The organism is Enterobacter sp. ODB01 (assembly GCF_001623605.1).
In the GTDB taxonomy this organism is placed as follows: Bacteria; Pseudomonadota; Gammaproteobacteria; order Enterobacterales; family Enterobacteriaceae; genus Enterobacter; species Enterobacter kobei.
On record NZ_CP015227.1, the window covers coordinates 3,999,961 to 4,025,596 of the forward strand.

Annotated in this window: 27 protein-coding genes and 1 other annotated feature; of the genes, 11 read left to right on the forward strand and 16 right to left on the reverse strand. The window is 51.0% G+C overall.

From position 1 onward, the window contains the following. Positions 1–33: 33 nt before the first annotated feature. Entirely contained in the window at positions 34–507 is a 474-nt protein-coding gene (gene sbmC / locus A4308_RS19140) for a DNA gyrase inhibitor SbmC (protein WP_014884460.1), read from the reverse strand. A gap of 118 nt (positions 508–625) precedes the next feature. Beyond that, positions 626–1,792 carry a serine-type D-Ala-D-Ala carboxypeptidase DacD gene (gene dacD, locus A4308_RS19145; RefSeq protein ID WP_063308752.1) on the reverse strand — a complete coding sequence of 389 codons (1,167 nt, stop codon included), beginning with the start codon at positions 1,790–1,792 and terminating at the stop codon, positions 626–628. 198 nt (positions 1,793–1,990) lie between these two features. On the opposite strand from dacD, the gene sbcB reads away from it, so the two are divergent. Next, entirely contained in the window at positions 1,991–3,427 is a 1,437-nt protein-coding gene (gene sbcB / locus A4308_RS19150) for an exodeoxyribonuclease I (protein WP_369900359.1), read from the forward strand. A 128-nt stretch (positions 3,428–3,555) separates the two neighbouring features. Here sbcB and A4308_RS19155 read toward each other — a convergent pair whose 3' ends face one another. The 4 genes from A4308_RS19155 to A4308_RS19165 form a co-directional block, all read right to left on the reverse strand. Next, a complete protein-coding gene (locus tag A4308_RS19155; RefSeq protein WP_014884463.1) occupies positions 3,556–4,914 on the reverse strand; it encodes an APC family permease in 1,359 nt (452 codons plus the stop codon). After that, entirely contained in the window at positions 4,904–4,966 is a 63-nt protein-coding gene (gene yoeI, locus A4308_RS22590) for a membrane protein YoeI (RefSeq protein WP_099458931.1), read from the reverse strand. Before yoeI ends, A4308_RS19155 begins: the two co-directional genes overlap by 11 nt. A 218-nt stretch (positions 4,967–5,184) precedes the next feature. Beyond that, a complete protein-coding gene (locus A4308_RS19160) occupies positions 5,185–6,114 on the reverse strand; it encodes a LysR substrate-binding domain-containing protein (protein ID WP_045134941.1) in 930 nt (309 codons plus the stop codon). 41 nt (positions 6,115–6,155) lie between these two features. After that, positions 6,156–6,980 (reverse strand): SDR family oxidoreductase, encoded by an 825-nt coding sequence (locus A4308_RS19165; protein WP_045134940.1) that lies wholly within the window; start codon positions 6,978–6,980, stop codon positions 6,156–6,158. 175 nt (positions 6,981–7,155) lie between these two features. Here A4308_RS19165 and hisL point away from each other — a divergent pair, with 175 nt between their 5' ends. The 9 genes from hisL (at position 7,156) to hisIE (ending at position 14,372) form a co-directional block, all read left to right on the forward strand. Beyond that, positions 7,156–7,206 carry a his operon leader peptide gene (hisL, locus tag A4308_RS22595; RefSeq protein ID WP_001364200.1) on the forward strand — a complete coding sequence of 17 codons (51 nt, stop codon included), beginning with the start codon at positions 7,156–7,158 and terminating at the stop codon, positions 7,204–7,206. Continuing rightward, positions 7,182–7,305, forward strand: a sequence feature (His leader region). Its footprint overlaps the gene before it by 25 nt. A gap of 45 nt (positions 7,306–7,350) precedes the next feature. After that, positions 7,351–8,250 carry an ATP phosphoribosyltransferase gene (gene hisG, locus A4308_RS19170; RefSeq protein WP_023330857.1) on the forward strand — a complete coding sequence of 300 codons (900 nt, stop codon included), beginning with the start codon at positions 7,351–7,353 and terminating at the stop codon, positions 8,248–8,250. Between the two features lie 5 nt (positions 8,251–8,255). Further along, positions 8,256–9,560: a histidinol dehydrogenase gene (gene hisD, locus A4308_RS19175; RefSeq protein WP_045134939.1), complete on the forward strand. Its 1,305-nt coding sequence runs from the start codon at positions 8,256–8,258 to the stop codon at positions 9,558–9,560. Beyond that, entirely contained in the window at positions 9,557–10,618 is a 1,062-nt protein-coding gene (gene hisC / locus A4308_RS19180; protein WP_014884468.1) for a histidinol-phosphate transaminase, read from the forward strand. Before hisD ends, hisC begins: the two co-directional genes overlap by 4 nt. Further along, positions 10,615–11,682, forward strand: coding sequence for a bifunctional histidinol-phosphatase/imidazoleglycerol-phosphate dehydratase HisB (hisB, locus tag A4308_RS19185; protein ID WP_063308753.1), 1,068 nt, complete (start codon positions 10,615–10,617; stop codon positions 11,680–11,682). The genes hisC and hisB overlap by 4 nt, the downstream gene beginning before the upstream one ends. Continuing rightward, positions 11,682–12,272: an imidazole glycerol phosphate synthase subunit HisH gene (gene hisH, locus A4308_RS19190; RefSeq protein WP_063308754.1), complete on the forward strand. Its 591-nt coding sequence runs from the start codon at positions 11,682–11,684 to the stop codon at positions 12,270–12,272. The genes hisB and hisH overlap by 1 nt, the downstream gene beginning before the upstream one ends. Next, entirely contained in the window at positions 12,272–13,009 is a 738-nt protein-coding gene (gene hisA, locus A4308_RS19195) for a 1-(5-phosphoribosyl)-5-[(5-phosphoribosylamino)methylideneamino]imidazole-4-carboxamide isomerase (protein WP_023330861.1), read from the forward strand. The genes hisH and hisA overlap by 1 nt, the downstream gene beginning before the upstream one ends. Continuing rightward, a complete protein-coding gene (gene hisF / locus A4308_RS19200) occupies positions 12,991–13,767 on the forward strand; it encodes an imidazole glycerol phosphate synthase subunit HisF (RefSeq protein WP_023330862.1) in 777 nt (258 codons plus the stop codon). The genes hisA and hisF overlap by 19 nt, the downstream gene beginning before the upstream one ends. Next, positions 13,761–14,372: a bifunctional phosphoribosyl-AMP cyclohydrolase/phosphoribosyl-ATP diphosphatase HisIE gene (gene hisIE / locus A4308_RS19205; RefSeq protein WP_014884472.1), complete on the forward strand. Its 612-nt coding sequence runs from the start codon at positions 13,761–13,763 to the stop codon at positions 14,370–14,372. Before hisF ends, hisIE begins: the two co-directional genes overlap by 7 nt. Before the next feature lie 43 nt (positions 14,373–14,415). On the opposite strand, the gene wzzB is transcribed toward hisIE, so the two are convergent. Beyond that, positions 14,416–15,396: an LPS O-antigen chain length determinant protein WzzB gene (gene wzzB, locus A4308_RS19210; RefSeq protein WP_023337515.1), complete on the reverse strand. Its 981-nt coding sequence runs from the start codon at positions 15,394–15,396 to the stop codon at positions 14,416–14,418. Positions 15,397–15,588: 192 nt separating this feature from the next. Here wzzB and A4308_RS19215 point away from each other — a divergent pair, with 192 nt between their 5' ends. Continuing rightward, positions 15,589–16,593: an NAD-dependent epimerase gene (locus A4308_RS19215; RefSeq protein ID WP_045281012.1), complete on the forward strand. Its 1,005-nt coding sequence runs from the start codon at positions 15,589–15,591 to the stop codon at positions 16,591–16,593. 51 nt (positions 16,594–16,644) lie between these two features. Here A4308_RS19215 and ugd read toward each other — a convergent pair whose 3' ends face one another. From ugd to wbaP, 9 genes are all read right to left on the reverse strand, one after another. Further along, positions 16,645–17,811 carry a UDP-glucose 6-dehydrogenase gene (ugd, locus tag A4308_RS19220; RefSeq protein WP_045134937.1) on the reverse strand — a complete coding sequence of 389 codons (1,167 nt, stop codon included), beginning with the start codon at positions 17,809–17,811 and terminating at the stop codon, positions 16,645–16,647. Positions 17,812–18,065: 254 nt separating this feature from the next. Beyond that, entirely contained in the window at positions 18,066–19,472 is a 1,407-nt protein-coding gene (gene gndA, locus A4308_RS19225) for an NADP-dependent phosphogluconate dehydrogenase (RefSeq protein ID WP_014884476.1), read from the reverse strand. A 135-nt stretch (positions 19,473–19,607) separates the two neighbouring features. Next, positions 19,608–20,156, reverse strand: a complete 549-nt coding sequence (gene rfbC, locus A4308_RS19230; RefSeq protein WP_023330866.1) for a dTDP-4-dehydrorhamnose 3,5-epimerase — start codon at positions 20,154–20,156, stop codon at positions 19,608–19,610. 10 nt (positions 20,157–20,166) lie between these two features. Then, the gene (rfbD, locus tag A4308_RS19235; RefSeq protein WP_063308755.1) at positions 20,167–21,063 is read right to left on the reverse strand and encodes a dTDP-4-dehydrorhamnose reductase; all 897 of its coding nucleotides are present in this window, start codon (positions 21,061–21,063) and stop codon (positions 20,167–20,169) included. A 6-nt stretch (positions 21,064–21,069) separates the two neighbouring features. Then, complete coding sequence (gene rfbA, locus A4308_RS19240; protein WP_014884479.1) at positions 21,070–21,936, reverse strand: glucose-1-phosphate thymidylyltransferase RfbA; 867 nt, start codon at positions 21,934–21,936, stop codon at positions 21,070–21,072. Positions 21,937–21,951: 15 nt separating this feature from the next. Beyond that, on the reverse strand, positions 21,952–23,016 hold the full coding sequence (gene rfbB, locus A4308_RS19245; RefSeq protein WP_014884480.1) for a dTDP-glucose 4,6-dehydratase: 1,065 nt from the start codon (positions 23,014–23,016) through the stop codon (positions 21,952–21,954). Positions 23,017–23,095: 79 nt separating this feature from the next. Beyond that, positions 23,096–23,575: a glycosyltransferase gene (locus tag A4308_RS19250; protein ID WP_045281011.1), complete on the reverse strand. Its 480-nt coding sequence runs from the start codon at positions 23,573–23,575 to the stop codon at positions 23,096–23,098. Continuing rightward, the gene (locus A4308_RS19255) at positions 23,575–24,126 is read right to left on the reverse strand and encodes a hypothetical protein (protein WP_045281010.1); all 552 of its coding nucleotides are present in this window, start codon (positions 24,124–24,126) and stop codon (positions 23,575–23,577) included. Before A4308_RS19255 ends, A4308_RS19250 begins: the two co-directional genes overlap by 1 nt. A 38-nt stretch (positions 24,127–24,164) precedes the next feature. Beyond that, positions 24,165–25,601, reverse strand: a complete 1,437-nt coding sequence (gene wbaP / locus A4308_RS19260; protein ID WP_014884482.1) for an undecaprenyl-phosphate galactose phosphotransferase WbaP — start codon at positions 25,599–25,601, stop codon at positions 24,165–24,167. Positions 25,602–25,636 lie beyond the last annotated feature (35 nt).

The window sequence follows — 25,636 nt, forward strand, 5'->3', positions numbered from 1 at the left end:
ACACCTGGCTGAAAAACCCTTCATTTAGCAGGCTTAAGCCGTTTTGTGCTCTACCGCGATAAACATTTCGATATCCCAGTAACCGTCCGCGTTGCCATCATTGAGATAGCGTTCGAAGCAGGGTTTGAGCGCCATCTGATATTTATTGTCCTGCAACAGGGAATTGAAGAACTGATACCACGGTGTCGCAAAGTCGTAGTTTTCCACACGCGCCGTGGCCACGGCATAATCACCCGCCGCGATTTCCGTCATCATGACGCCTTCGCTGTTATCCGGGATAACAAAATCCTCCGGTACCGTAACGGCCGTATCACAGCGCAGTTTTTCCGCCGGGACCTCATCAGGATTATCGTAGTAGACCGCCACCCACTCCAGCGGCTCAATGTGACGTCCGTCCACCCACATGACCAGCTGTTCAAATCCCTGCTTAACCGTTTTTTCCCACGGCCCAACAAGATGAAAACCCGCAATCTTACGCTTCTGTTGCTGCTTGATGCTGTAGTCCATACTGCCTCCGCTTATTACTGTATATTTATACACTATAAAACAGGAACAATATTATCGGCAAACGAGGAGTGTTTATTATGTGAGCAGACTCGCAACCCTGCCAGTCTGCTCAGAAAGGTTAGATTTTTTGGTGCAGGTAATCACTGAGGCGAGAGAAAATCCCACCCTTATCAACACGTTCCAGGGTGACCTGCGGCCAGTGTGCCACCACTTTGTCGCGGTCATAGAGCTGGATCTCCCCAACCCGCTGATGTGCGGCAATCGGCGCTTCCAGCTCTTTTTTATCCAGAACGTATTTCGCCTTAATGTTCGCCACTTCCACTTTCGGTAAAGCCAGCCAGAAGTCCTGATCCGTACCCAGATTTACCTGTTCTTTATCACCGTACCAGATACGCTCTGTCCCTACTTTTTTACCGCTGTGCAGAATCTGCACCGTATCGAAATTCTGCTGACCCCAGTGCAGCAGTTTCCGGGCCTGGTCTTCGCGCCCTTTCGGGCTGTCCGCCCCCATCACCACCGCGATTAAACGGCGCTGACCGTCAACGGCGGAAGCAATCAGGTTAAAGCCCGCGCCAGAAGTGTGCCCCGTTTTGAGGCCATCCACGTTCATGGTTTTATCCCACAGCAGGCCGTTACGGTTTTGCTGGGTGATCCCGTTCCAGGTGAGACTCTTTTCGCTGTACATATGGTAAAACTCAGGCTCACCGTGAATGATAGCCCGGGAGAGAACGGCCAGGTCATAGGCCGAGCTGTGTTGACCCGGCGCATCAAGCCCATGGACGGTTTCAAAGTGCGTATCGCGCAGGTTCAGCTTCTGCACATAGTCGTTCATCATCTTCACAAACTGCGGCTGCCCACCCGCTACGTGATCGGCCAGCGCCACGCAGGCGTCGTTGCCGGAATCCACAATCAGCCCGCGGCTTAAGTCCCGCACGGAAACGCGATCGCCCTCTTTCAGGAACATCAGGGATGATCCGTCAAAAACCGGGTTCCCTTTGGCCCATGCGTCACGGCCTACGGTGACAATGTCATCCGGCGTAATGCGATGGCTATCAATGGCCCGATCAACCACATAACCCGTCATCAGCTTAGTAAGGCTCGCCGGATTACGTTGTTGATGTTCGTTGCCCGCCGTTAAGATCTGACCAGTCGTGTAATCCATCAGCACCCACGAGCCCGCCTGAATGGCCGGAGGCTGCGGGGAAAAATCCAGCGGTTCGGCCGCAAAAGCAGATGAGATACTCGAAGCGAGTAAAGAAACAGCAATAAACAGACGGCGTTTCAACGGTATATCCTCAGGTCATTAAAAATCGATGACCTTTTTACGGGAGTTCTGATGTCGTTACCTGGCTTAATTGCAAAAAAATGTGACAGAACGCAGGTTTCACGCTGAATCTGTCTCGCAAATTTGCACCACGGCGGCGCTTTTTATTCGGTCTGACCCGCACGATCGTTTACCATAGTGGCGTCATTTTTTAACAGGATGGTATTACTGGTGTCTGACTCTGCCGCACGCCCCACTTTTTTATTCCACGACTATGAAACCTTTGGCACGCACCCGGCGCTGGACCGACCGGCGCAGTTTGCCGCCATCCGTACCGACGACGAATTCAACATCATTGGCGAGCCTGAGGTCTTTTACTGCAAACCTGCTGATGATTACCTGCCGCAGCCAGGCGCGGTCATGGTCACCGGGATCACCCCTCAGGAAGCACGGGAGAAAGGGGTGAACGAGGCGGAATTCGCACGCCGCATCCACGATCTGTTTACCGTCCCCAATACCTGCGTGGTAGGTTACAACAACATCCGTTTCGATGACGAAGTGACCCGCAACGTTTTCTATCGCAACTTCTACGATCCGTACGCCTGGAGCTGGCAGAACCGCAACTCGCGCTGGGATCTGCTGGATATCATGCGCGCCTGTTATGCCCTGCGTCCTGAAGGCATCAACTGGCCGGAAAATGAGGAAGGTCTGACGAGCTTCCGCCTGGAACACCTGACGCGCGCTAATGGCATTGAGCACAGCAATGCCCACGACGCAATGGCGGACGTCTATGCCACTATTGCCATGGCGAAGCTGGTGAAAGCCGCGCAGCCCCGGCTGTTTGAGTATTTGCTGAGCCATCGCAGCAAGCAGAAGCTCATGACCCTTATCGATGTGCCGCAGATGAAACCCCTGGTGCATATCTCCGGTATGTTCGGTGCCTGGCGCGGCAATACAAGCTGGGTGGCACCGCTGGCGTGGCATCCGGACAACCGTAACGCCGTTATCATGGTGGATTTAGCGGGCGATATTTCGCCGCTACTGGAACTTGACAGCGATACCCTGCGCGAACGGCTCTACACCCCGAAAAATGAGCTTGGTGACCTGCCCGCGGTGCCGGTCAAACTGGTGCATATCAATAAATGTCCGGTACTGGCGCAGGCGAATACGCTGCGCCCGGAGGATGCTGACAGGCTGGGCATTAACCGTCAGCACTGCCTGGATAACCTGAAAGTGCTGCGCGAAAATCCGCAGGTACGCGAGAAAGTGGTCGCGATCTTCGCCGAAGCGGAGCCGTTTGTGCCGTCGGAAAACGTCGATGCACAGCTCTACAACGGCTTCTTCAGCGATGCCGACCGTGCAGCGATGAATATTGTCCTGCAAACCGAGCCGCGGAACCTGCCGGCGCTGGACATCACTTTCGCCGATAAACGCATCGAAAAGCTGATGTTTAATTACCGCGCACGTAACTACCCCGGCACGCTGGATGAAACAGAGCAGGAGCGCTGGCTGCAGCATCGTCGTAACGTGTTTACGCCAGAGTATCTGCACAATTACGCCCAGGAGCTGGAGATGCTTTACGGTCAGTACGAAGGGAATGCAGAGAAACAGGCGCTGCTGAAAGCGCTGTTCCAGTACGCGCAAGAGATAGTCTGAAAATCAGACATAAAAAAAGCGGAGACGATGGTCTCCGCTTTTTTTTGCCCGGTGGCGCTTCGCTTACGCGGGCCTACAGGAGTGTTGTTTTGTAGGCCGGGTAAGCGCTAGCGCCACCCGGCGAGTCATCACGCAACGTCTTCGTACTGAGGAACCGGGTTACGGAAGCTCTTCGTTACGCAGGCCAGGTAAACCAGGCCGATACCGCCCCAGATCAGCCCCAGAATCATAGAGCTCTCTTCAAGGTTGATCCACAGCGCACCCACCGTCAGCGCACCACACACTGGTAGCACCAGATAGTTGAAGTGGTCTTTCAGCGTTTTGTTGCGCTTCTCACGGATCCAGAACTGCGAAATCACGGAGAGGTTAACGAAGGTGAACGCCACCAGCGCACCGAAGTTAATCAGCGCAGTTGCAGTTACCAGGTCGAATTTAATCGCCATCAGCGCAATCGCGCCAACCAACAGCACGTTCCACGCCGGAGTACGCCATTTTGGATGCACATAACCGAAGAAGCGAGTCGGGAACACGCCGTCACGGCCCATAACATACATCAGACGAGAAACGCCTGCGTGTGCCGCCATACCGGATGCCAGTACGGTCACGCTGGAAAAAATCAGCACGCCCCACTGGAACGTTTTACCCGCAACATAAAGCATGATTTCAGGCTGCGACGCATCCGGATCTTTAAAGCGAGAGATATCCGGGAAGTACAGCTGCAGGAAGTAGGAGGCACCGATGAAGATCAGGCCGCCAATCAGCGCCGTCAGGAAAATCGCTTTCGGGATCACGCGCTCAGCATCTTTGGTCTCTTCTGACAGAGAAGAGATACCGTCAAAGCCCAGGAACGAGAAGCACAGAATCGTCGCACCGGTAATCATCGGCACAACATGTGCGCCTTCAGACCAGAATGGACGCGTGCTGGTCAGCGTGCCCGCACCTTCACCGTGAGAAACACCGTAGATGATCAGGCCGACGATAACTGCCACGATGCCCATCTGCAGAATAACAATCAGGGTGTTGAAGTTTGCCACGGTCTTGATGCTGCGCAGGTTAGAAATGGTCATAAAGGCCACCAGCGCGACAACAAAGATCCACGACGGCACGGAAGGCACCAGCGCTTCAAAGTAAATTTTTGCCAGCAGAATGTTGATCATCGGCATGAACAGGTAGTCCAGCAGAGATGACCAGCCCACCATAAAGCCAACTGCCGGGCTAATGGATTTTTGAGCATAGGTGTACGCAGAGCCTGCTGACGGGAAACGGCGGACCAGTTTTCCGTAGCTCAGCGCGGTAAAGAGGATCGCGACAAGTGCGAAGGCGTACGCCGTCGCAACGTGACCGTTGGTGAGGCCCGATACGATACCGAATGTATCGAACAGCGTCATCGGTTGCATATAGGCAAGGCCCATCATAACAACCGGAATCAACGTAAGCGTTTTACGTAATTCCACGCGAGAGGTGTTTGGAGTTGCGTTATGCGACATAGTTATTCTCCTTTACGGTGATAACCGCCACGTAAGCGAAAAATTGCCCCATTTCTTTCTTCCTCAGCGACAACAACTGTCGGATTTTAGTAAATATCTATCCGGTACGAAGCCCGGCCTCTTGGTTTTTAGTTTCGTTTCGTACATGCAAAAAAAATAACCGACGCCTTTTATATCGTCGATTATTCATTTGGTTGCAGCGGCGGCATTTTGCCCCACATCGGATACAAAAGGCAATACTTTGCAACGCACCGGGCCGTTTTCTTTCTGCTAACTGGCTGATTTCTGGACGCCGGGCTGAGAGTAAATTGCCGCGATAGCACTATTTGCTAAAATTTCATCCCGCCACCAGGCGCTCGCAAGCCCGGCGGTTTGTTCATTCCAGCCCATCCATACCGATTCGTTACTGCTTTGAGCAAGTACCTGTTTTTCAACAAGCGCACCGCTATCAATAAACCGCTGCGCCAGATAGCGCGGTAAGTAGCCGCAGCCGAGTCCACTAATTTGCAGTTCCAGCTTAGTTTTAAAGTCAAAAACCGTGATGGCTTCCTGCTCATCAAGCAGTTGCGAGGAAACCGAACATTCCGGGCGAGCGTTATCCCCCACCACGATGGCGCGATAGCCTTTAATCACGCGGCGGTTAAGGGGCTCTGGCTCCTGAGCCAGCGGATGATGAGGCGCCACGGCGAACACCTGCTCCAGCACGCCAAGTCGGGCAAAGCCAAATTCACTCAGCTGGGGGGGCTCATGCAATGCCCCGACAAAAATATCTGCCCTGCCCTGCGTTAAGGCATCCCAGGAGCCGCCAAGCACACCGTTGATGAAGATAAGCCGGGTGACGCTGTGATGTTGATAAAACGCTTCGATCAGCGGGGTCAAAAGAGAGAACGGGAAGGTATCATCCACGCCAATGACCAGCTCGTTCTCCCATCCCTGGTGGAGCTTGACGGCCTGTTTTTCCAGTTCACGAACGGTGTGCAGGACTTCGCGGCCTTTTTCCAGCAGCATCTGTCCGGTACGGGTAAAACGCGCGCGATGTCCGGTGCGATCGAGGATTTGGATATTAAGATCGCTTTCCAGTTTTTGAACGGTGTAACTCAATGCCGAAGGGGTTTTATAGAGCTTTGCTGAAGCAGCCGCAAAGCTCCCCTCTTTTTCCAGTGCATCCAGAATAATAAGAACATCCAGCAGCGGTTTCATGCTCGCCCCCTTCCGGTGTGCGATCGTTTCCGCTGCGGGACTTATTCCATGGGCATCACCAGCGGATCGGGATATTGATACTCAAACCCCAGCTCATGACAAATGCGATTGCCATCAACAATTTTGCCTTTGCTTTCGTCCTTTGCCTCAGCAAAAACCGGCGGAGCCAGGCCAAGCTGACGCGCCATCAGCGGGTAAAACGTGCTGCGCGAAGGATGAGAAGGTGCACATATATTATAGATGTGTCCACCTTTTGGAGCTTTTAAGAGTAGCTCAATCGCGGCAATAACATCCTCAAGATGAACAAGATTGACGACATGTTGCCCGTCCGGCGCCGATTTCCCGGCAAAAAAGCGTCCCGGATGCCGCCCGGGGCCGACCAGCCCCGCCAGACGGACGATATCCACCTGCGTGCCGGGCAAATTATGCAGCCAGTCTTCCAGCTCTTTAAGGACCTTGCCACTCGCGGTCACCGGACGGCGCTCAGTTCCTTCTTTCATTACGCCCGGAGCATCGCCATAGACCGACGTCGAACTGGTAAAAATGATACGCGGAACATGGTGCGCAAGGGCACTGTCGACAATCTCCTGCATCGCCTGCAGATAGAATGATTCACCCGGGCCGCTGCGCCGCGCGGGTAGCGTAATCACCAGCGCATCGACGTTCATCAGCGTGTCCAGATCGTCCGCATCACACACCAGCTCCGGTTCCAGACGCAGTTCAACGCCATCAATACCGCACATGCGTGCCGCTTCGACCCCATCCCTCGTCGTTTTGCTCCCGGTCACCTGCCAGCCTTTCGCGGCTAATGACATCGCCAGCGGCATTCCCAGCCAGCCCAAACCGACAATCGCGACCTTTTTCATGCGAATTCTCCTGACTCTCACTCGTCTTTCATAAGGCTACGCCAGCCTGGCAGAACACACAATTCATAGCATCAATATGAAATGAATTAATGATCAAAAAAAGCCCTTGCAATCTGTCACACAACTGGTTTAGGTTAAAAGACATCAAATGAATAAGCATTCATCGAGAATTTATATGACACGCGTTCAATTTAAACACCACCATCATCACCATCATCCTGACTAGTCTTTCAGGCGATGTGTGCTGGAAGACGTTTGGATCTTCCAGTGGTGCATGAACGCATGATAAAGCCCCCGGAAGATCTTCTTCCGGGGGCTTTTTTTTGGACCAAATTCAGACAGGTTAAAACAGGTTAACGAGGAATAAAGAATGTTAGATAACTCACGCTTACGCATAGCTATTCAAAAATCAGGTCGTTTGAGTGATGATTCACGCGAACTGCTGGCCCGCTGCGGGATTAAAATCAACCTGCACACCCAGCGCCTGATTGCTCTGGCTGAAAACATGCCGATCGACATTCTGCGCGTGCGTGATGACGATATTCCAGGCCTGGTCATGGATGGCGTCGTTGATCTCGGCATTATTGGTGAAAACGTGCTGGAAGAAGAATTGCTGACCCGCCGTGCACAGGGCGAAGACCCGCGTTACTTCACCCTGCGTCGTCTGGACTTTGGCGGCTGCCGCCTGTCGCTGGCAACGCCGGTTGATGAACCCTGGGACGGTCCGGCCGCGCTGAATGGCAAACGTATCGCCACCTCCTACCCTCACCTGTTAAAGCGTTATCTGGATCAGAAAGGCGTGCAGTTTAAATCCTGCCTGCTGAACGGCTCGGTTGAAGTGGCACCGCGTGCGGGTCTGGCGGACGCTATCTGTGACCTCGTCTCTACCGGCGCGACGCTGGAAGCGAACGGCCTGCGCGAGGTCGAAGTGATTTACCGCTCCAAAGCGTGTCTGATCCAGCGTGATGGCGATATGGCCGATGCCAAGCAGCAGCTCATCGACAAACTGCTGACCCGTATTCAGGGCGTGATTCAGGCACGTGAATCAAAATACATCATGATGCATGCGCCGACCGAGCGTCTGGATGAAGTGATTGCCCTGCTGCCGGGCGCAGAACGTCCAACCATTCTGCCGCTGGCGGGCGATCAGCAGCGCGTGGCAATGCACATGGTCAGTAGCGAAACCCTCTTCTGGGAAACCATGGAAAAACTGAAGGCACTGGGCGCAAGCTCCATTCTGGTGCTGCCAATTGAGAAGATGATGGAGTAACGGCCATGCGTTTTAACACAATCATCGACTGGAATACCTGTAGCGACGCACAGCAGCGCGAGCTGCTGATGCGCCCGGCGATTTCCGCCTCCGAAAGCATCTCCCGCACCGTGGCGGAGATCCTTGATAGCGTCAAAACGCGTGGCGATGACGCGCTGCGTGAATACAGTGCAAAGTTTGATAAAACCGAAGTGGGCGCGCTACAGGTCACCGGGCAGGAAATCGCAGAGGCGGAAAGCCGCCTCGGTGACGACATCAAACAGGCGATGGCCGTCGCGGTGAAAAACATTGAGACCTTCCACGTCGCGCAGAAACTGCCGACCGTGGATGTAGAAACCCTGCCCGGCGTGCGTTGCCAGCAGGTGACGCGCCCGGTAGCGTCAGTCGGGCTTTATATCCCTGGCGGTTCAGCGCCGCTGTTTTCAACCGTATTAATGCTCGCAACCCCGGCGCGTATCGCCGGATGCCAGAAAGTGGTGCTGTGCTCTCCGCCACCGATTGCCGATGAGATCCTTTATGCGGCAAAGCTGTGCGGCGTACAGGCAGTCTATAAAGTGGGCGGTGCTCAGGCCATTTCGGCCCTGGCGTTCGGGACTGAGTCCATTCCGAAGGTCGACAAAATCTTTGGACCGGGCAACGCGTATGTAACCGAAGCCAAGCGCCAGGTCAGCCAGCGTCTGGACGGTGCGGCAATTGATATGCCAGCCGGCCCTTCTGAGGTACTGGTGATTGCCGACAGCGGCGCAACGCCGGATTTCGTGGCGTCCGACCTGCTTTCACAGGCTGAACACGGCCCGGACTCCCAGGTCATTTTGCTGACACCGGACGCCGATATGGCTAAACGTGTGGGTGAGGCCGTTGAGCGTCAGCTTGCCGACCTGCCCCGTGCCGACACGGCACGCCAGGCGTTATCCGCCAGCCGCCTGATTGTGGCGCGTGACCTGGAGCAGTGCATTGCTATTTCCAACCAGTACGGCCCGGAGCATCTGATTATTCAGACCCGCAACGCCCGCGATCTGGTCGACAGCATTACCAGCGCTGGCTCGGTGTTCCTCGGCGACTGGTCACCGGAATCCGCGGGCGACTACGCTTCTGGTACCAACCACGTTCTGCCGACGTATGGCTATACCTCAACCTGTTCCAGCCTGGGCCTGGCAGATTTCCAGAAACGGATGACCGTGCAGGAACTTTCCCGAGAAGGGTTTGCCTCGCTGGCTTCAACTATTGAGACGCTGGCCGCCGCCGAACGTCTGACTGCCCACAAAAATGCCGTTACGCTGCGCGTTGCAGCGCTGAAGGAGCAAGCATGAACATTGAAGAATTAGCCCGCGAAAATGTCCGTCGCCTGACGCCTTATCAGTCCGCGCGCCGCCTGGGTGGCAAAGGCGATGTCTGGCTTAACGCCAACGAATTCCCGACGGCGGTGCAGTTTGAGCTGTCGCAGCAAACGTTGAACCGTTATCCGGAGTGTCAGCCGAAAGCGGTAATCGAAAACTACGCCCAGTACGCAGGCGTGAAACCGGAGCAGGTGCTGGTCAGCCGTGGGGCAGACGAAGGCATTGAACTGCTGATCCGCGCGTTCTGCGAGCCGGGAAAAGACGCAGTAATGTACTGCCAGCCGACCTACGGCATGTACAGCGTCAGCGCCGAAACTTTCGGCGTGGCGTGCCGCAACGTGCAGGCGCTGGAGAACTGGCAACTGGATCTGCAGGGGATTGCCGACAATCTTGACGGCGTAAAAGTCGTGTTTGTCTGCAGCCCGAACAATCCAACCGGGCAGATTATCACGCCACAGGACATCCGTACCCTGCTGGAAATGACGCGCGGTAAAGCGCTGGTGGTGGCGGACGAAGCCTATATTGAGTTCTGCCCACAGGCGACGCTGACAGGCTGGCTTGAGGAGTATCCGCATCTTGTTGTGTTGCGCACACTGTCGAAGGCTTTCGCCCTCGCGGGCTTGCGCTGCGGATTCACCCTGGCGAATAAAGCGGTCATCGACCTGCTTTTGAAAGTCATCGCCCCGTATCCACTCTCTACGCCGGTTGCGGATATTGCGGCCCAGGCGTTGACGCCTCAGGGCATTAATGCGATGCGCGAACGCGTGGCGCAGATCCTGGAAGAACGCCAGTACCTGGTCACCGCCCTGAAGGATATTGCGTGCGTGGAGCAGGTGTTTGACTCGGAAACCAATTACATCCTGGTGCGTTTTACCGCCTCGAGTGCCGTATTTAAATCTTTGTGGGATCAGGGCATTATCTTACGAGACCAGAATAAACAACCTTCCCTGAGCGGCTGCCTGCGCATTACCGTAGGCACCCGTGCAGAGAGCCAGCGCGTGATTGACGCCCTGAAAGCGGAGAAAGTATGACCCAGAAGATCCTTTTCATCGATCGTGACGGCACCCTTATTTCGGAGCCACCAGCCGATTTTCAGGTCGATCGTTTCGACAAACTGGCTTTTGAACCGGACGTGATACCGGTGCTGCTTACGCTGCAAAAAGCCGGTTATAAGCTGGTGATGATCACCAACCAGGACGGTCTGGGTACCGACAGCTTCCCGCAGGCAGACTTTGACGGCCCCCATAATTTAATGATGCAGGTGTTGACCTCTCAGGGCGTAGTGTTCTATGAGGTACTGATTTGCCCGCACATGCCAGCCGATGAGTGCGACTGCCGTAAGCCAAAAGTGAAGCTGGTTGAGCGCTATCTGGCTGAGGATATGCTGGATAAAACCAACAGCTATGTCATCGGGGATCGCATCACTGATATTACGCTGGCGGAAAATATGGGCATTGCGGGGCTTCGCTACGACCGCAACAATCTTGGCTGGGCAAAGATTGGCGAACAGCTGACAAAACGTGACCGCTACTCGCACGTTGAACGCAACACCAAAGAGACACAGATTGATGTGAAGGTCTGGCTGGACCGTGAAGGCGGCAGCAAGATCCACACCGGTGTCGGTTTCTTTGACCATATGCTGGACCAGATTGCCACGCACGGCGGTTTCCGCATGGAAATCTCGGTGAAGGGTGACCTTTACATTGACGATCACCACACCGTAGAAGATACCGGTCTGGCGCTGGGTGAAGCCCTGAAGCTGGCGCTCGGCGACAAACGCGGCATCAACCGTTTTGGTTTTGTTCTGCCGATGGACGAATGTCTGGCGCGCTGCGCGATGGACATCTCCGGTCGTCCGCACCTGGAATACAAAGCCGACTTCACCTATCAGCGCGTGGGCGATCTCAGCACCGAAATGGTGGAGCATTTCTTCCGTTCCTTGTCCTACACCATGGGCCTGACGTTGCATCTGAAAACGAAAGGCAAAAACGATCACCACCGCGTGGAAAGTCTGTTTAAAGCCTTTGGCCGTACGCTGCGTCAGGCGATCCGCGTGGAAGGTGACGCCCTTCCCTCGTCGAAAGGAGTGCTGTGATGAACGTGGTGATTCTGGATACCGGATGCGCCAACCTGAACTCCGTCAAATCGGCCATTGCGCGCCACGGCTACGAGCCGGTGGTGAGCCGTGATCCGGACGTGGTATTGCGCGCCGACAAGCTTTTCCTGCCCGGCGTAGGCACCGCCCAGGCGGCGATGGATCAGATCCACGAGCGCGAGCTGTTCGATTTGATCAAAGCCTGTACCCAACCGGTACTGGGGATTTGCTTAGGCATGCAGCTTCTGGGTCGCCGCAGCGAAGAGAGCAACGGCGTTGACCTGCTGGGTATTATTGACGAAGACGTACCGAAAATGACCGACCACGGCCTGCCGCTACCGCATATGGGGTGGAACCGCGTTTACGCGAAAGCAGGTGACCGTCTGTTTCGCGGCATCGAAGACGGTGCGTATTTTTACTTCGTGCACAGCTACGCCATGCCGGTGAACGCCCATACCATCGCCCAGTGCAACTACGGCGAGGCATTTACTGCCGCGGTGCAGAAAGACAATTTCTTCGGCGTGCAGTTTCACCCGGAACGTTCGGGCGCCGCGGGCGCGCAGTTGCTGAAAAACTTCCTGGAGATGTGATGATCATTCCCGCTTTAGATTTAATTGACGGCACGGTTGTCCGTCTGCATCAGGGCGATTACGGCCAGCAGCGTGACTACGGGAACGACCCGCTGCCGCGTCTGCAGGATTATGCGGCTCAGGGCGCGCAGGTATTGCATCTGGTGGATTTGACGGGCGCGAAAGATCCGGCGAAACGCCAGATCCCGCTGCTGAAAAACCTGGTTGCTGGCGTTAATGTGCCCGTACAGGTCGGCGGCGGCGTGCGTACGGAAGAGGACGTTGCGGCACTGCTGGATGCAGGCGTGGCGCGCGTGGTGGTAGGCTCAACCGCGGTCAACGATCCTGAGACCGTGAAAGGCTGGTTCCGCCGCTTCGGCGCCGATGCGCTGGTGCTGGCGCTGGACGTTCGCATTGACGAACAAGGTAATAAGCAGGTGGCGATCAGCGGCTGGCAGGAAAACTCCGGGGTAACGCTGGAAGAACTGGTCGAGATGTATCTGCCCGTTGGCCTGAAGCACGTGCTGTGCACCGATATCTCTCGCGACGGTACGCTGGCAGGCTCTAATGTCTCGCTGTATGAAGAGGTTTGTGCACGTTATCCGCAGGTGGCGTTCCAGTCTTCAGGCGGCATCGGCGATATAGACGACGTGGCTGCGCTGCGCGGTACCGGTGTAAAGGGTGTGATTGTAGGCCGTGCCCTGCTGGAAGGTAAATTTACTGTAACGGAGGCGATTCAATGCTGGCAAAACGGATAATCCCTTGTCTTGACGTACGCGACGGTCAGGTTGTGAAAGGCGTGCAGTTCCGCAACCACGAGATTATTGGCGACATCGTTCCGCTGGCAAAACGTTATGCCGATGAAGGCGCAGACGAACTAGTCTTTTACGATATCACCGCCTCAAGCGATGGTCGCGTGGTCGACAAAAGCTGGGTCGCGCGCGTGGCGGAAGTGATTGATATTCCGTTCTGTGTCGCGGGCGGGATTAAGTCCGCTGACGACGCGGCCAAAATTCTCTCTTTTGGTGCCGACAAGATTTCCATCAACTCCCCTGCCCTGGCCGACCCGGAGTTGATTACTCGTCTGGCCGATCGCTTTGGCGTGCAGTGCATTGTGGTTGGGATCGACACCTGGTATGACGCTGCAACCGGTAAATATCACGTCAACCAGTATACCGGTGATGAGAGCCGGACGCGTGTCACCCAATGGGAAACGCTGGACTGGGTGCAGGAAGTGCAGAAGCGCGGCGCGGGTGAGATTGTGCTGAACATGATGAACCAGGACGGCGTGCGTAACGGGTATGACCTCGAGCAGCTGAAAAAAGTCCGCGCGGTCTGCCACGTGCCGCTGATTGCCTCCGGCGGTGCGGGCACCATGGAGCACTTCCTGGAAGCTTTCCGTGATGCGAACGTAGACGGTGCGCTGGCGGCGTCCGTGTTCCACAAACAGATTATTAATATTGGTGAGTTAAAGACGTACCTGGCCGACCAGGGCGTGGAGATCAGGGTATGTTAACAGAGCAACAACAGGCGCAGCTGGACTGGGAAAAAACTGACGGATTACTGCCGGTGGTTGTACAGCATGCCGTCTCAGGCGAAGTGCTGATGCTGGGGTATATGAACCAGGACGCGCTGGCGAAAACGATCGACAGCGGTAAGGTGACGTTTTTCTCACGCACGAAACAGCGTCTGTGGACCAAAGGTGAAACCTCTGGTCATTTCCTGAATGTGGTCAGCATGGCGCCAGACTGCGATAACGACACCCTGCTGGTGCTGGCCAATCCGATCGGGCCGACCTGCCACAAGGGCACCAGCAGCTGCTTCGGTGAGGCGAGCCACCAGTGGCTGTTCCTGTATCAACTGGAACAGCTGTTGGCAGAGCGTAAAACGGCGGATCCTGAAAGCTCTTACACTGCGAAGTTGTACGCCAGCGGAACTAAGCGTATTGCGCAAAAGGTAGGGGAAGAAGGCGTTGAGACTGCGCTGGCTGCGACGGTGCATGACCGCGAGGAGCTGACCAATGAGGCATCGGATTTGATGTATCACCTGCTGGTACTGCTGCAGGATCAGGAGCTGGATTTGACGGCGGTGATCGAGAATCTTCGTAAGCGCCACAAATAAAAAAACCGGGGAATTTCCCCGGTTTTTTTATATCCGATGTGGTTCAGGATTTGGGTTTGTAGTTACGCAGTGCATTGCGGCCCAGTACCACACCAGAACCAATAATCCCGCCCAGCAGAACCGCCAGAATTAAGGTGATCGCCTTTTTCGGGCTATCACGTCGGACAGGGAGATCCGGCTTCATGACGTAACGATAGACGTGAATCGTGTCTGGATTCACATTCAACTTCTCGATATCCAGTAAGTTTTGTTTCGTCTGATAGTAAGCAGGAGAGAACACTAACGGGCGAGACGCTTCGTTATCAATCATCGATTTCAGCGCTTCACTACCCAGCAGGAACATAGTTTCCTGGGTCACATCCTGAGTTTGCTGGATCTGTGGGGTCGCGATTTTTGCAGCTTCCGCATTTTTAAGCGCCTCAGTGATCTGTTTGATTCGCAGATCTTTCTGCTCCTGAGCAACCTTTTCCTGGTTTTCCAGAGAGTCATTTAGCGTGGTAATTTGCTGCTTGATATTATCTTTGAGGTCGAGAGAAAGTTCTTTCGCTGTTTGCTGATCAACCTGCTGTATGTATTGCGCCAGCTGTTTTTGAGCCGCTTCTGCAGACTCCCCCTGATAGGAGACGCTTAACGGCAGCGGTTGCCCCTTAACGGTGGTGTCGATAGTCAGCTTTTCTGGAATGTCCTGGTTTTCGAGAGCCTGAGCTAAAGCAGAAAACGAGGAATTGAAACGATTAATAGCACGGTTCTGGATATCCAGCATTGAAGGTGCAGCGCTACCGTAAAGGATATTCAGTGCATTGGCGTAAGTGGCGATCTGCGCCGCATCTGGCTGAGCAATAATGGCGGAGGAGGTCCATTTCTCTTTCGCGACTGTAATGTATACGCCCGCTAATACGATAAAAACCGCAATAAATGCCCCAATTACCCACTTTCCGCGCCAAAGTTGCAGCACTAAATCAAGTAAATCAATTTGCTCCGGGTCAGTACTGCGCGTGACCAGGCTATTGTTGTTTTGCGTCATACAATCCCTAACAGATGAAAAAGGGCAAAAAAAATTATGTTTACGTAGTTTATCTGTTGCTGAGGATTTTTCTATAGGAATTCGATGAGTTATATCGGAAAGATGGGTTATGTATCGGGTGTGCTACGCGCTATCATAGACAAATTCGGATGCCCTATGCATCACAAGAACGAAGCGTTAACGAGGAAAGATATGAAATTTTTGGTAACGGGCGCAGCAGGTTTTATCGGTTCACATGTCAGCAAGCGACTGCTGGACGCAGGCCATCAGGTTGTCGGTATTGATAATCTGAATGACTACTATGACGTCAATCTTAAGCTGGCACGTCTGGACTTGCTCAAATCTGACAATTTCTCTTTCCATAAACTTGATTTAGCCGAACGTGAAGGGATGTCTGCGCTCTTCGCCGATGAGAAGTTTGACCGTGTGATCCATCTGGCCGCGCAGGCTGGGGTTCGCTACTCGCTGGATAATCCACATGCTTATGCAGAAGCCAACCTGGTGGGTCATCTCAACGTGCTGGAAGGCTGTCGCCATAATAAGGTTCAACACCTGCTTTACGCCTCATCCAGCTCCGTTTATGGGCTCAACCGTAAGATGCCTTTCTCTACGGACGATTCAGTGGATCACCCTGTTTCGCTGTATGCGGCAACTAAAAAGGCCAATGAGCTGATGTCGCATACCTATTCTCATTTGTACAACCTGCCAACGACCGGCCTGCGCTTCTTTACCGTGTACGGCCCGTGGGGGCGACCGGACATGGCCTTGTTCAAATTTACCAAAGCAATCATCGAAGATAAGCCGATTGATGTTTACAACTACGGTAAGATGAAACGAGACTTCACCTACATCGACGACATCGCCGAAGCTATTATTCGTCTGCAGGATGTCATTCCTCAGGCCGATGCAGACTGGACCGTCGAGACCGGTTCCCCGGCGACCAGCTCCGCGCCTTATCGCGTTTACAACATTGGTAATAGCTCTCCGGTCGAGCTTATGGATTACATCACGGCGCTGGAAGAAGCTCTCGGCAAAGAAGCAGAGAAAAACATGATGCCGATTCAACCGGGTGACGTGCTGGAGACCAGCGCGGATACGAAAGCGTTGTATGACGTTATTGGCTTTAAACCGCAGACGTCGGTCAAAGACGGAGTGAAGAACTTTGTCGACTGGTATCGCGCTTTCTACAAGGTCTGAAAATAAAAAACCCGGCTACATGGCCGGGTTTTTTACGTGCGTTAAGAGTAATCAATCGCTCCCGAACAGATCGCGGGTATAGACTTTATCCGCCACGTCCGCCAGCTCTTCCGCCATGCGGTTAGAGATGATCACGTCCGCTTCCTGCTTGAACGCATCCAGATCGCGAATCACGCGGGAGTGGAAGAACTCATCTTCCTGCATCGCGGGTTCATAAATAATAACCTGCACCCCTTTAGCCTTAATGCGCTTCATGATGCCCTGAATGGAAGAGGCACGGAAGTTATCTGAACCGCTCTTCATGATCAGACGATACACACCCACAACTTTAGGCTGACGCGCAAGGATGGAGTCAGAGATGAAATCTTTACGCGTGCGGTTGGCATCTACAATGGCTGAAATCAGGTTATTCGGTACAGCCTGATAGTTGGCCAGCAACTGTTTGGTATCTTTTGGCAGGCAGTAGCCGCCGTAACCGAATGACGGGTTGTTATAGTGGTTGCCGATTCGAGGGTCGAGGCACACGCCTTCTATGATCTGACGGGTATTCAGGCCCAAACTCTCTGCGTAGCTGTCCAGCTCGTTGAAGTACGCTACACGCATCGCCAGATAAGTATTGGCGAACAGCTTGATGGCTTCGGCTTCCGTGGAGTCGGTAAACAGAACCGGAATGTCTTTCTTGATTGCGCCTTCCTGGAGCAGCGCGGCAAAACGCTCCGCCCGCTCAGAGCGCTCACCGATCACGATACGCGAGGGGTGCAGGTTATCGTATAGCGCCCTGCCCTCGCGCAGAAACTCTGGCGAGAAGAAGACATTATCAATACCCAACTCTTCTTTAATCGATTTGGTGAAGCCTACCGGAATGGTCGATTTGATGATCATTACCGCTTTTGGATTAATTGCGATAACGTCTTTGATCACGGCTTCAACAGTAGAGGTGTTGAAGTAGTTGGTTTTGGGATCGTAATCTGTTGGTGTCGCGATGATGACGAAATCCGCACCACGATAGGCATCTTCTTTGTCCGTCGTCGCACGAAAATTCAGAGGTTTGTTGGCAAGATAGTCCTGGATCTCTTTATCGACAATCGGAGACTGCTTCTGATTGAGCATATCTACTTTGGACTGAACGATATCCAGCGCCACCACTTCATGGTTTTGTGCAATCAGGATGCCGTTTGAAAGCCCAACATAGCCCGTTCCGGAGATAGTTATTTTCATTCGTTCAACTTCTTCAAGTTTTGAGTTTCAGGAGGCATAAACACCCCACCGCAATAAACAACTGTTGAGGTTTTTACCTCTTATGTTGAGCGGCTGTCAAGGCGAATGCCTGGCTACAGAAATGAGAAAATGCAGTGGTTTATATGGTGTTAAACGATGCTCGTTGAGCAAAGCAAGTCCACATGGGCGTAAGCGCGATAAAAAAAGCCCGATGAGGTTCATCAGGCTTTGTTATCAGACGGAGTTAAATCAGATTAATCCAGCCATTCGGTATGGAACACACCTTCTTTATCGGTGCGCTTATAAGTGTGCGCGCCGAAGTAGTCACGCTGTGCCTGAATCAGGTTCGCTGGCAGTACGGCAGCACGGTAGCTGTCATAGTACGCCACGGCAGCGGAGAACGTCGGAACCGGAATACCGTTTTGAACAGCGTAAGCAACCACATCACGCAGTGCCTGCTGGTATTCGTCGGCAATCTTCTTGAAATAAGGTGCCAGCAGCAGGTTCGCGATACCGGCATTTTCAGCATAAGCATCGGTGATTTTCTGCAGGAACTGCGCACGAATGATGCAGCCCGCACGGAAGATCTTCGCGATTTCGCCGTAGTTCAGATCCCAGTTGTTCTCGTCAGACGCTGCACGTAGCTGTGAGAAGCCCTGCGCGTAGGAAACGATTTTACCCAGGTACAGAGCGCGACGAACTTTCTCAACGAATTCCGCTTTGTCACCCGCTGGCTTAGCCTGCGGACCAGAGAGCACTTTAGATGCCGCAACGCGCTGCTCTTTCAGAGAGGAAATGTAACGTGCAAACACAGATTCGGTGATCAGGGACAGAGGTTCGCCCAGATCCAGAGAGCTCTGGCTGGTCCATTTACCGGTACCCTTGTTCGCTGCTTCATCCAGAATCACATCAACCAGGTATTTACCCTCTTCATCTTTTTTAGTGAAGATATCTTTGGTGATGTCGATCAGGTAGCTGTTCAGCTCACCTTTGTTCCACTCGGTGAAGGTTTCAGCCAGCTCTTCGTTAGAAAGGTTCAGACCGCCTTTGAGCAGGGAGTAGGCTTCTGCAATCAGCTGCATATCACCGTATTCGATGCCGTTGTGAACCATCTTAACGTAGTGGCCCGCACCGTCCGGACCGATATAGGTCACGCACGGTTCGCCATCTTCGGCAACCGCTGCGATTTTGGTCAGGATAGGTGCAACCAGTTCGTAGGCTTCTTTCTGACCGCCAGGCATGATTGATGGGCCTTTCAGGGCGCCCTCTTCGCCACCGGAGACACCGGTACCGATGAAGTTAAAGCCTTCAGCAGACAGTTCACGGTTACGACGGATGGTGTCGTGGAAGAAGGTGTTGCCGCCATCAATGATGATGTCGCCTTTATCCAGATACGGTTTCAGGGAATCGATAGCAGCATCGGTACCCGCGCCCGCTTTCACCATTAACAGGATACGACGAGGCGTTTCCAGAGACTCAACGAACTCTTTAACCGTATAGAAAGGAACCAGTTTCTTGCCTGGGTTTTCGGCAATCACTTCTTCAGTTTTTTCACGGGAGCGGTTGAAAACGGAGACGGTATAACCACGGCTTTCGATGTTGAGCGCCAGGTTGCGCCCCATCACTGCCATACCGACAACGCCGATCTGTTGCTTGGACATTACATACTCCTGTCTTAGGGATAATCACTGCGATGCGATGCAGTTTGAATGTATCTATGATGTTAACTCATGCATGTGAGTTTTAGATAGCCTTTGGTGCGCTTACCACTGCGAGATAAGCAAACTGGCTATCAATTAGTCAAAATACACGGCGTCGGCGAAGGGCTTACCCTCTCGATCCTTGGATGAGAGCACAGGTAACTCACCCTCGGTAAGAGGCCATGTGATCCCGATAGAATCATCGTTCCACAATAAAGAATGCTCGGACTGCGGGTTGTAATAATCAGTGCATTTATAGACAAACTCTGCACTTTCAGACAAAACGTAGAAGCCGTGAGCAAAGCCTTCAGGGATCCAGAGTTGTCGTTTGTTTTCGGCGGAAAGAATAACGCCGACCCACTGTCCGAAAGTGGCTGATGATTTTCTCATGTCGACCGCAACATCAAATACTTCTCCACTGACGACACGGACTAATTTACCCTGCGGATTTTGAGTCTGGTAATGTAAGCCTCTCAAAATGTTCTTTGCAGATTTCGAGTGATTGTCCTGCACGAAGCTGCGATTACAAACCAGCTCACAAAACTTTTTCTGTTGCCATGTTTCCATGAAGAAACCGCGTTCATCGCCAAAAACAACTGGCTCAATGATTTTGACATCAGAAATTTCAGTATCAATAACTTTCATTATTCACTCTTTATTTACCTAATACTTCAACAACCACGCGCTCAACCCCTTTTTTCCAGTCAGGAAGCTTCACGCCAAAAACACGCTCAAATTTTTCGTTAGAAAGGCGTGAATTCAATGGCCGGGTAGCCGGGGTTGGATATTCGCTGGTCGGTATGCCGATAACATCATTCACAGCAAGTGATTCACCATGAGCCTTAGCGACATTGAATACAAAACTGGCATAATCAAACCATGTCGTTTCCCCGCTCGCAACCAGATGGTAGCTACCGGCGACATTTTTATTACGTTGCTCTTCACGAATGGCCAGAGCAGTACAATCGGCAAGCAGTTCAGCACTTGTCGGAGCACCGTGCTGGTCGTTGATAACAGAAAGGGTTTCTTTTTCACGCGCTAGGCGCAGCATCGTTTTCGCAAAATTATTCCCGCGCGTGGCGTAGACCCAACTGGTGCGGAAGATAAGATGACGAGGATTAAGACGGGCAATCGCTAATTCTCCCGCTAATTTGGTCTCACCATAAACATTCAGCGGTGAGGGGTTCTCATCCTCTAAGCGATAATGTTCACCCTTTCCGTCGAACACGTAGTCAGTAGAATAATGGATAAGAAGCGCACCGATCTTCGCTGATTCCTCAGCCAGCACTGCGACGCCTTTATGATTCAGTAATTCTGACAACTCGCGTTCTTGCTCCGCTGTGTCAACGGCAGTATGTGCTGACGCATTAACAATAACGTCAGGTTTTACGGTTCGAACCGTCTGTGCGATGCCCGGTAAATTCGTCAGGTCACCACACAAATCCTTATCAAAATAATCGACTGCGATGACGTCGCCAAGGATAGAAAGAGAACGTTGTAATTCCCATCCGACCTGACCATTTTTTCCAACAAGTAATATTTTGAGTGCCATAACCGATTATTGTCCAATCAACATTTTCAAATACTGACCATAGGCGGTTTTCTGAAGCAGTTCGGCCTGGATAGCTAATTGGTCAGCACTTAACCATTTATTCCGGTAGGCAATTTCTTCAAGACACGCCACTTTCATACCCTGCCGTTTTTCGATGGTGTGGATAAACTGAGAAGCTTCAATTAAGCTGTCATGCGTGCCTGTATCAAGCCAGGCAAAGCCACGGCCAAGAAGTTCAACATCAAGCTTACCGAGATCAAGATACATCTGATTCAATGTGGTAATTTCAAGTTCGCCGCGCGCAGAAGGTTTGATTTCTTTAACCATATCCACAACATTGTTATCGTAGAAATAAAGCCCCGTCACTGCCCAGTTAGATTTTGGCTTCAGCGGTTTTTCTTCAATAGATAACGCTTTGAAATGTTCATCAAACTCGACGACACCAAAACGCTCGGGATCCTGAACCTGATAACCAAACACAGTCGCGCCTGTAGTTTTCTTAGCCGCTGCATTTAACTTCATTCCAAAACTTTGGCCAAAGAAAATATTATCACCAAGAACCAAAGCACAAGGATCGTTACCAATAAACTTCTCACCGATAGTGAAAGCCTGAGCCAAACCATCAGGTGAAGGTTGGACTGCATAAGTGAAATTTACGCCAAACTGAGAGCCATCTTTCATTAAGCGTTGAAAAGCAGGCATATCCTCAGGCGTCGTAATAATCAGGATATCCCGAATACCGGCAAGCATAAGCACCGATACTGGATAGAAAATCATAGGTTTGTCATATATTGGAAGCAACTGCTTTGACACACCTTGGGTAATGGGGTACAAACGCGTGCCTGAACCTCCAGCTAAAACAATGCCTTTCATAACTCTGTACCTCGATTATTTATTCAGTCCAAGACGTTCGCCAGCATAAGAGCCATCAAGAACGCGCTGCCACCAACCCTGGTTGTTTAAATACCAGTGAATCGTTTTTTCAATCCCGCTTTCAAACGTTTCGAGAGGTTCCCAGTGAAGAGCATTCTTCATTTTGGTAGCATCAATGGCATAGCGAAGATCGTGTCCAGGGCGGTCAGCCACAAAAGTAATAAGGTCGGCGAAACTGGAAATTTCTTTGGGTTTTTTATCGATAATTTTATCAAGTATTGCACAAATGGTTTTTACAACATCAATATTTTTTCGTTCGTTATGGCCACCTATACAATAGGTTTCACCATTCTCGCCCTCTGTCGCTACTTTATACAGTGCCCGGGCATGATCCTCGACATATAGCCAGTCACGAATTTGCTCACCATTCCCATAAACGGGAAGCGGTTTTCCTGCCAGTGCGTTAAGGATGATGAGAGGAATTAATTTCTCCGGGAAGTGGTACGGACCATAGTTATTCGAACAGTTAGTGATCACCGTTGGTAAACCATAGGTACGGTTCCAGGCGCGAACTAAATGATCGCTTCCCGCTTTGGATGCAGAGTAAGGGCTACTTGGCGCATAAGGTGTCTCTTCAGTAAAGAGGTCATCTGCATCGTGCAGGTCACCAAATACCTCATCGGTAGAAATATGATGGAAACGAAAAGCCTTTTTACGCTCATCATCAAGTGATGCATAATATTGGCGTGACGCCTCAAGCAGAATAAATGTGCCGATTACATTGGTCTGTATGAAAGCTGCGGGTCCATCTATCGAGCGGTCAACATGACTTTCGGCCGCTAAATGCATTACGATATCGGGCTGAAAGGTATTGAAGACATCTGCCACACCTTTTGCATCGGTAATATCAGTTAGAGAAAATGAATAGCGTGGATTGTCCTGAACCGGAGCCAGGGACTCTATGTTTCCGGCATACGTTAAACAATCAACAACACAAACCACATCCTGAGTATTGTTTATTATATGACGGACCACGGCTGAACCAATAAAACCCGCACCACCAGTGACAAGAATTTTCATAATTTTCACTTTCAATTAGTTAATTTTAAGATTATGCAATCATCATATTGCTATAAAATAAATAAGGAAAATACAAGGATTACATTTTTCTTAGTAATTTATCTACATGTAACGCGAGTATGTCTTCCGTACGGGCAAAATCACATTTCGCTTTAAATACCTTCAAGGCATTTTTCGACATTTGCTCTACCAACGCCGGATTATTATTCAACTGTTCAAGAGCTCGCAACCACTCACTCTCTGAATTGTTTCTAATATAAATACCGCAATTTTCTTTCTCGATATCGACGTACCAGTATGGATTATAGGTTGCTATAACTGGAACTCCCAGAGATATTGCTTCAATCAACGAAGATAATCCGACACAATAATTTACCTTAGAAAGTTTAAGCGGAATTATCATACATTTTGAAGCACTTACTTTTTCAAGTAATTCTTTATATTCCCATCTTCCTTTATTTACATCAACCTTTCCTGTTGCATTAACATAACTATCCTGTAATGACAAATCGCTGGTATAAATATTTATCGTAACGTCGCTATTTTTTAACGCATTCATTACTGCCGGGAGATCCCTATTCTCCCGCCCTGTAGAAATGATTTTATCATCATGGCGCATTTTAACAAAGGGGGCGTAAAAATTCGCCTCCCCCCCCAGGGAACAAAATGACATCGGTCCTGAGGAAGCTGTCTTGATAGAATGATTTCTTCGCGAGTTTTATCAGAAAGAAAGAAAATGGCATCAATGCGTTTAACATATAGCTGCAAAAAAGGCAGCAGCAGTGAATGAATCATTCTTTTGAGTCTGGAACCTGGTTGCGAAAAGACGTCGAGATGCATCCAGCCCGCGAATTTTGTTGGGAACATGAAAATTTTTGCCAGAATGAAATAGATCATCGTCTTTCTTTTGAGAAATGGCATAAAAAACAAGTCAGGCTTAAATTTCCAGAAGGAGACTAAATCTTTGAATAAGCGTCCTTCGCCAACCTTTACCTCAAATCCCATTTTTTCCAGTTTTGATACACCATACACAAACTGTGCAGGTATCTCATTTTTAGCATAGCGACAATAGGCCGCACCATTATCATTAACAAAAACAAAAGCTTTCATTAAAACTCCGTATTACCGATCACATCCAGGTATGAAAATTAATAAGCACCTTTTCTAAAAAGAACCACGCTAACCGTTTTAAACAAAATCACTATGTCATTCCATAGAGACCAGTTTTTGACATACCAGGAGTCAAAATAGACACGGGTTGTGTAATCTACGTCGTTACGGCCACTGACCTGCCATAGCCCGGTCATTCCTGGCTTAACCATCAGATAATAATCAACATCATCAGCATATCGTTCCAGCTCTTCATGAATGACTGGACGAGGGCCAACGAGACTCATTTCCCCTTTGAGCACATTGAACAATTGAGGTAATTCATCGAGGCTGGTTTTACGAATAAAGTGGCCAATAGGTGTAATCCGGGGGTCGTTTTTGAGCTTAAAATCTTTTTCCCATTCCGCCCTGGCTTCTGGGTCATTTTCTAGCAAACGCGCAAGAATTTCTTTCGAATTGATATTCATCGAGCGGAATTTGTAACAGTCAAATTTTTCACCCCGACGACCTATCCTTGTATGTGCATAGATTGCAGGGCCGCCGTCGCGGGAGACTTTATACCAGAGATAAACAAACAAAGGTGACGAAACAACGAGAATACCCAGACTACAGACAATATCGAACGTCCGTTTGATGAAGCGTGACGTTGCTTTGGAAAGATTATTGTGAACCTGCAACAGTAATACTTCATGACTGAATATAAAGGACATACTAGTGCCGTATAAAGGGAATCCTCGCAGGGAAGGAATAATAATCACATTTCGGCACTTATGTTTCGCCAGGAACCTTAACCAGTTTTCAAACTTATCTTTTTCATCAAAATCACACGCCACAACAAACTGCGTTGAAAATGAATTATAAGATGTGAGTAATGTCTCCTCGTCTTTGACTATGGGACATTCTTCCATCATATCGTCAGTTGCATCAAAATCACAAAACGCATCAATTTTAAAACCTGAGACTTCGTGGCTCTGTAAAGCAAAATAGGCTTCACGCGCATTCCTGCCTGAACCTAGAATAACCGTACGTTTTTTCCAGTAGCCCAACTTGTTAAGTATAGATTTGGTGATTTCACGCGATAATGGAACCATGATAATGGCGTATAACCAGCAATAGGCCCAAATATAGCGAGAAAAATGCCATTTGGAGAATGCAACCAATGCAAGATCGAAGATCGAAAAAATGACGATAGTTCGTAATGTTTCTTTTAGCTCTGACCAGAACGGCTTTTTTTGTGCATAGTGGCGAAGGCGGACGCCAAACCAGAAAACACACAACGCAGTGAGAATAACGTGTGATAAAACACGCACATCTATCTGACGGATCGGCATGAAGGTATTCAGGTCGCCAATAAAGAACATGACGGTTAGAAACGAGAGTCCTAAAGAAGCATTTAGCCAAAAAAAGTCTGACGCCATTAGGGCGCTACGGCAAATAAATTCTTTCTTTTGATCTTTAAATACGCTGATTTTCATTATTTAATCCCTGGCATAAATCATTTGATCTATGC

What these genes read in the sequence shown, in the direction of transcription:
- A4308_RS19155 (WP_014884463.1), bottom strand. Translation starts at nt 4,914, where the DNA reads ATGTCGCATAACGCAACTCCAAACACCTCTCGCGTGGAATTACGTAAA.
- rfbD (WP_063308755.1), bottom strand. Translation starts at nt 21,063, where the DNA reads ATGGCACTCAAAATATTACTTGTTGGAAAAAATGGTCAGGTCGGATGG.
- A4308_RS19160 (WP_045134941.1), bottom strand. Translation starts at nt 6,114, where the DNA reads ATGAAACCGCTGCTGGATGTTCTTATTATTCTGGATGCACTGGAAAAA.
- wzzB (WP_023337515.1), bottom strand. Translation starts at nt 15,396, where the DNA reads ATGACGCAAAACAACAATAGCCTGGTCACGCGCAGTACTGACCCGGAG.
- rfbA (WP_014884479.1), bottom strand. Translation starts at nt 21,936, where the DNA reads ATGAAAGGCATTGTTTTAGCTGGAGGTTCAGGCACGCGTTTGTACCCC.
- hisD (WP_045134939.1), top strand. Translation starts at nt 8,256, where the DNA reads ATGCGTTTTAACACAATCATCGACTGGAATACCTGTAGCGACGCACAG.
- hisB (WP_063308753.1), top strand. Translation starts at nt 10,615, where the DNA reads ATGACCCAGAAGATCCTTTTCATCGATCGTGACGGCACCCTTATTTCG.
- hisA (WP_023330861.1), top strand. Translation starts at nt 12,272, where the DNA reads ATGATCATTCCCGCTTTAGATTTAATTGACGGCACGGTTGTCCGTCTG.
- A4308_RS19250 (WP_045281011.1), bottom strand. Translation starts at nt 23,575, where the DNA reads ATGAATGCGTTAAAAAATAGCGACGTTACGATAAATATTTATACCAGC.
- sbmC (WP_014884460.1), bottom strand. Translation starts at nt 507, where the DNA reads ATGGACTACAGCATCAAGCAGCAACAGAAGCGTAAGATTGCGGGTTTT.
- A4308_RS19165 (WP_045134940.1), bottom strand. Translation starts at nt 6,980, where the DNA reads ATGAAAAAGGTCGCGATTGTCGGTTTGGGCTGGCTGGGAATGCCGCTG.
- gndA (WP_014884476.1), bottom strand. Translation starts at nt 19,472, where the DNA reads ATGTCCAAGCAACAGATCGGCGTTGTCGGTATGGCAGTGATGGGGCGC.
- sbcB (WP_369900359.1), top strand. Translation starts at nt 1,991, where the DNA reads ATGGTATTACTGGTGTCTGACTCTGCCGCACGCCCCACTTTTTTATTC.
- wbaP (WP_014884482.1), bottom strand. Translation starts at nt 25,601, where the DNA reads ATGAAAATCAGCGTATTTAAAGATCAAAAGAAAGAATTTATTTGCCGT.
- A4308_RS19215 (WP_045281012.1), top strand. Translation starts at nt 15,589, where the DNA reads ATGAAATTTTTGGTAACGGGCGCAGCAGGTTTTATCGGTTCACATGTC.
- hisH (WP_063308754.1), top strand. Translation starts at nt 11,682, where the DNA reads ATGAACGTGGTGATTCTGGATACCGGATGCGCCAACCTGAACTCCGTC.
- rfbC (WP_023330866.1), bottom strand. Translation starts at nt 20,156, where the DNA reads ATGAAAGTTATTGATACTGAAATTTCTGATGTCAAAATCATTGAGCCA.
- hisG (WP_023330857.1), top strand. Translation starts at nt 7,351, where the DNA reads ATGTTAGATAACTCACGCTTACGCATAGCTATTCAAAAATCAGGTCGT.
- rfbB (WP_014884480.1), bottom strand. Translation starts at nt 23,016, where the DNA reads ATGAAAATTCTTGTCACTGGTGGTGCGGGTTTTATTGGTTCAGCCGTG.
- hisC (WP_014884468.1), top strand. Translation starts at nt 9,557, where the DNA reads ATGAACATTGAAGAATTAGCCCGCGAAAATGTCCGTCGCCTGACGCCT.
- hisIE (WP_014884472.1), top strand. Translation starts at nt 13,761, where the DNA reads ATGTTAACAGAGCAACAACAGGCGCAGCTGGACTGGGAAAAAACTGAC.
- hisF (WP_023330862.1), top strand. Translation starts at nt 12,991, where the DNA reads ATGCTGGCAAAACGGATAATCCCTTGTCTTGACGTACGCGACGGTCAG.
- ugd (WP_045134937.1), bottom strand. Translation starts at nt 17,811, where the DNA reads ATGAAAATAACTATCTCCGGAACGGGCTATGTTGGGCTTTCAAACGGC.
- A4308_RS19255 (WP_045281010.1), bottom strand. Translation starts at nt 24,126, where the DNA reads ATGAAAGCTTTTGTTTTTGTTAATGATAATGGTGCGGCCTATTGTCGC.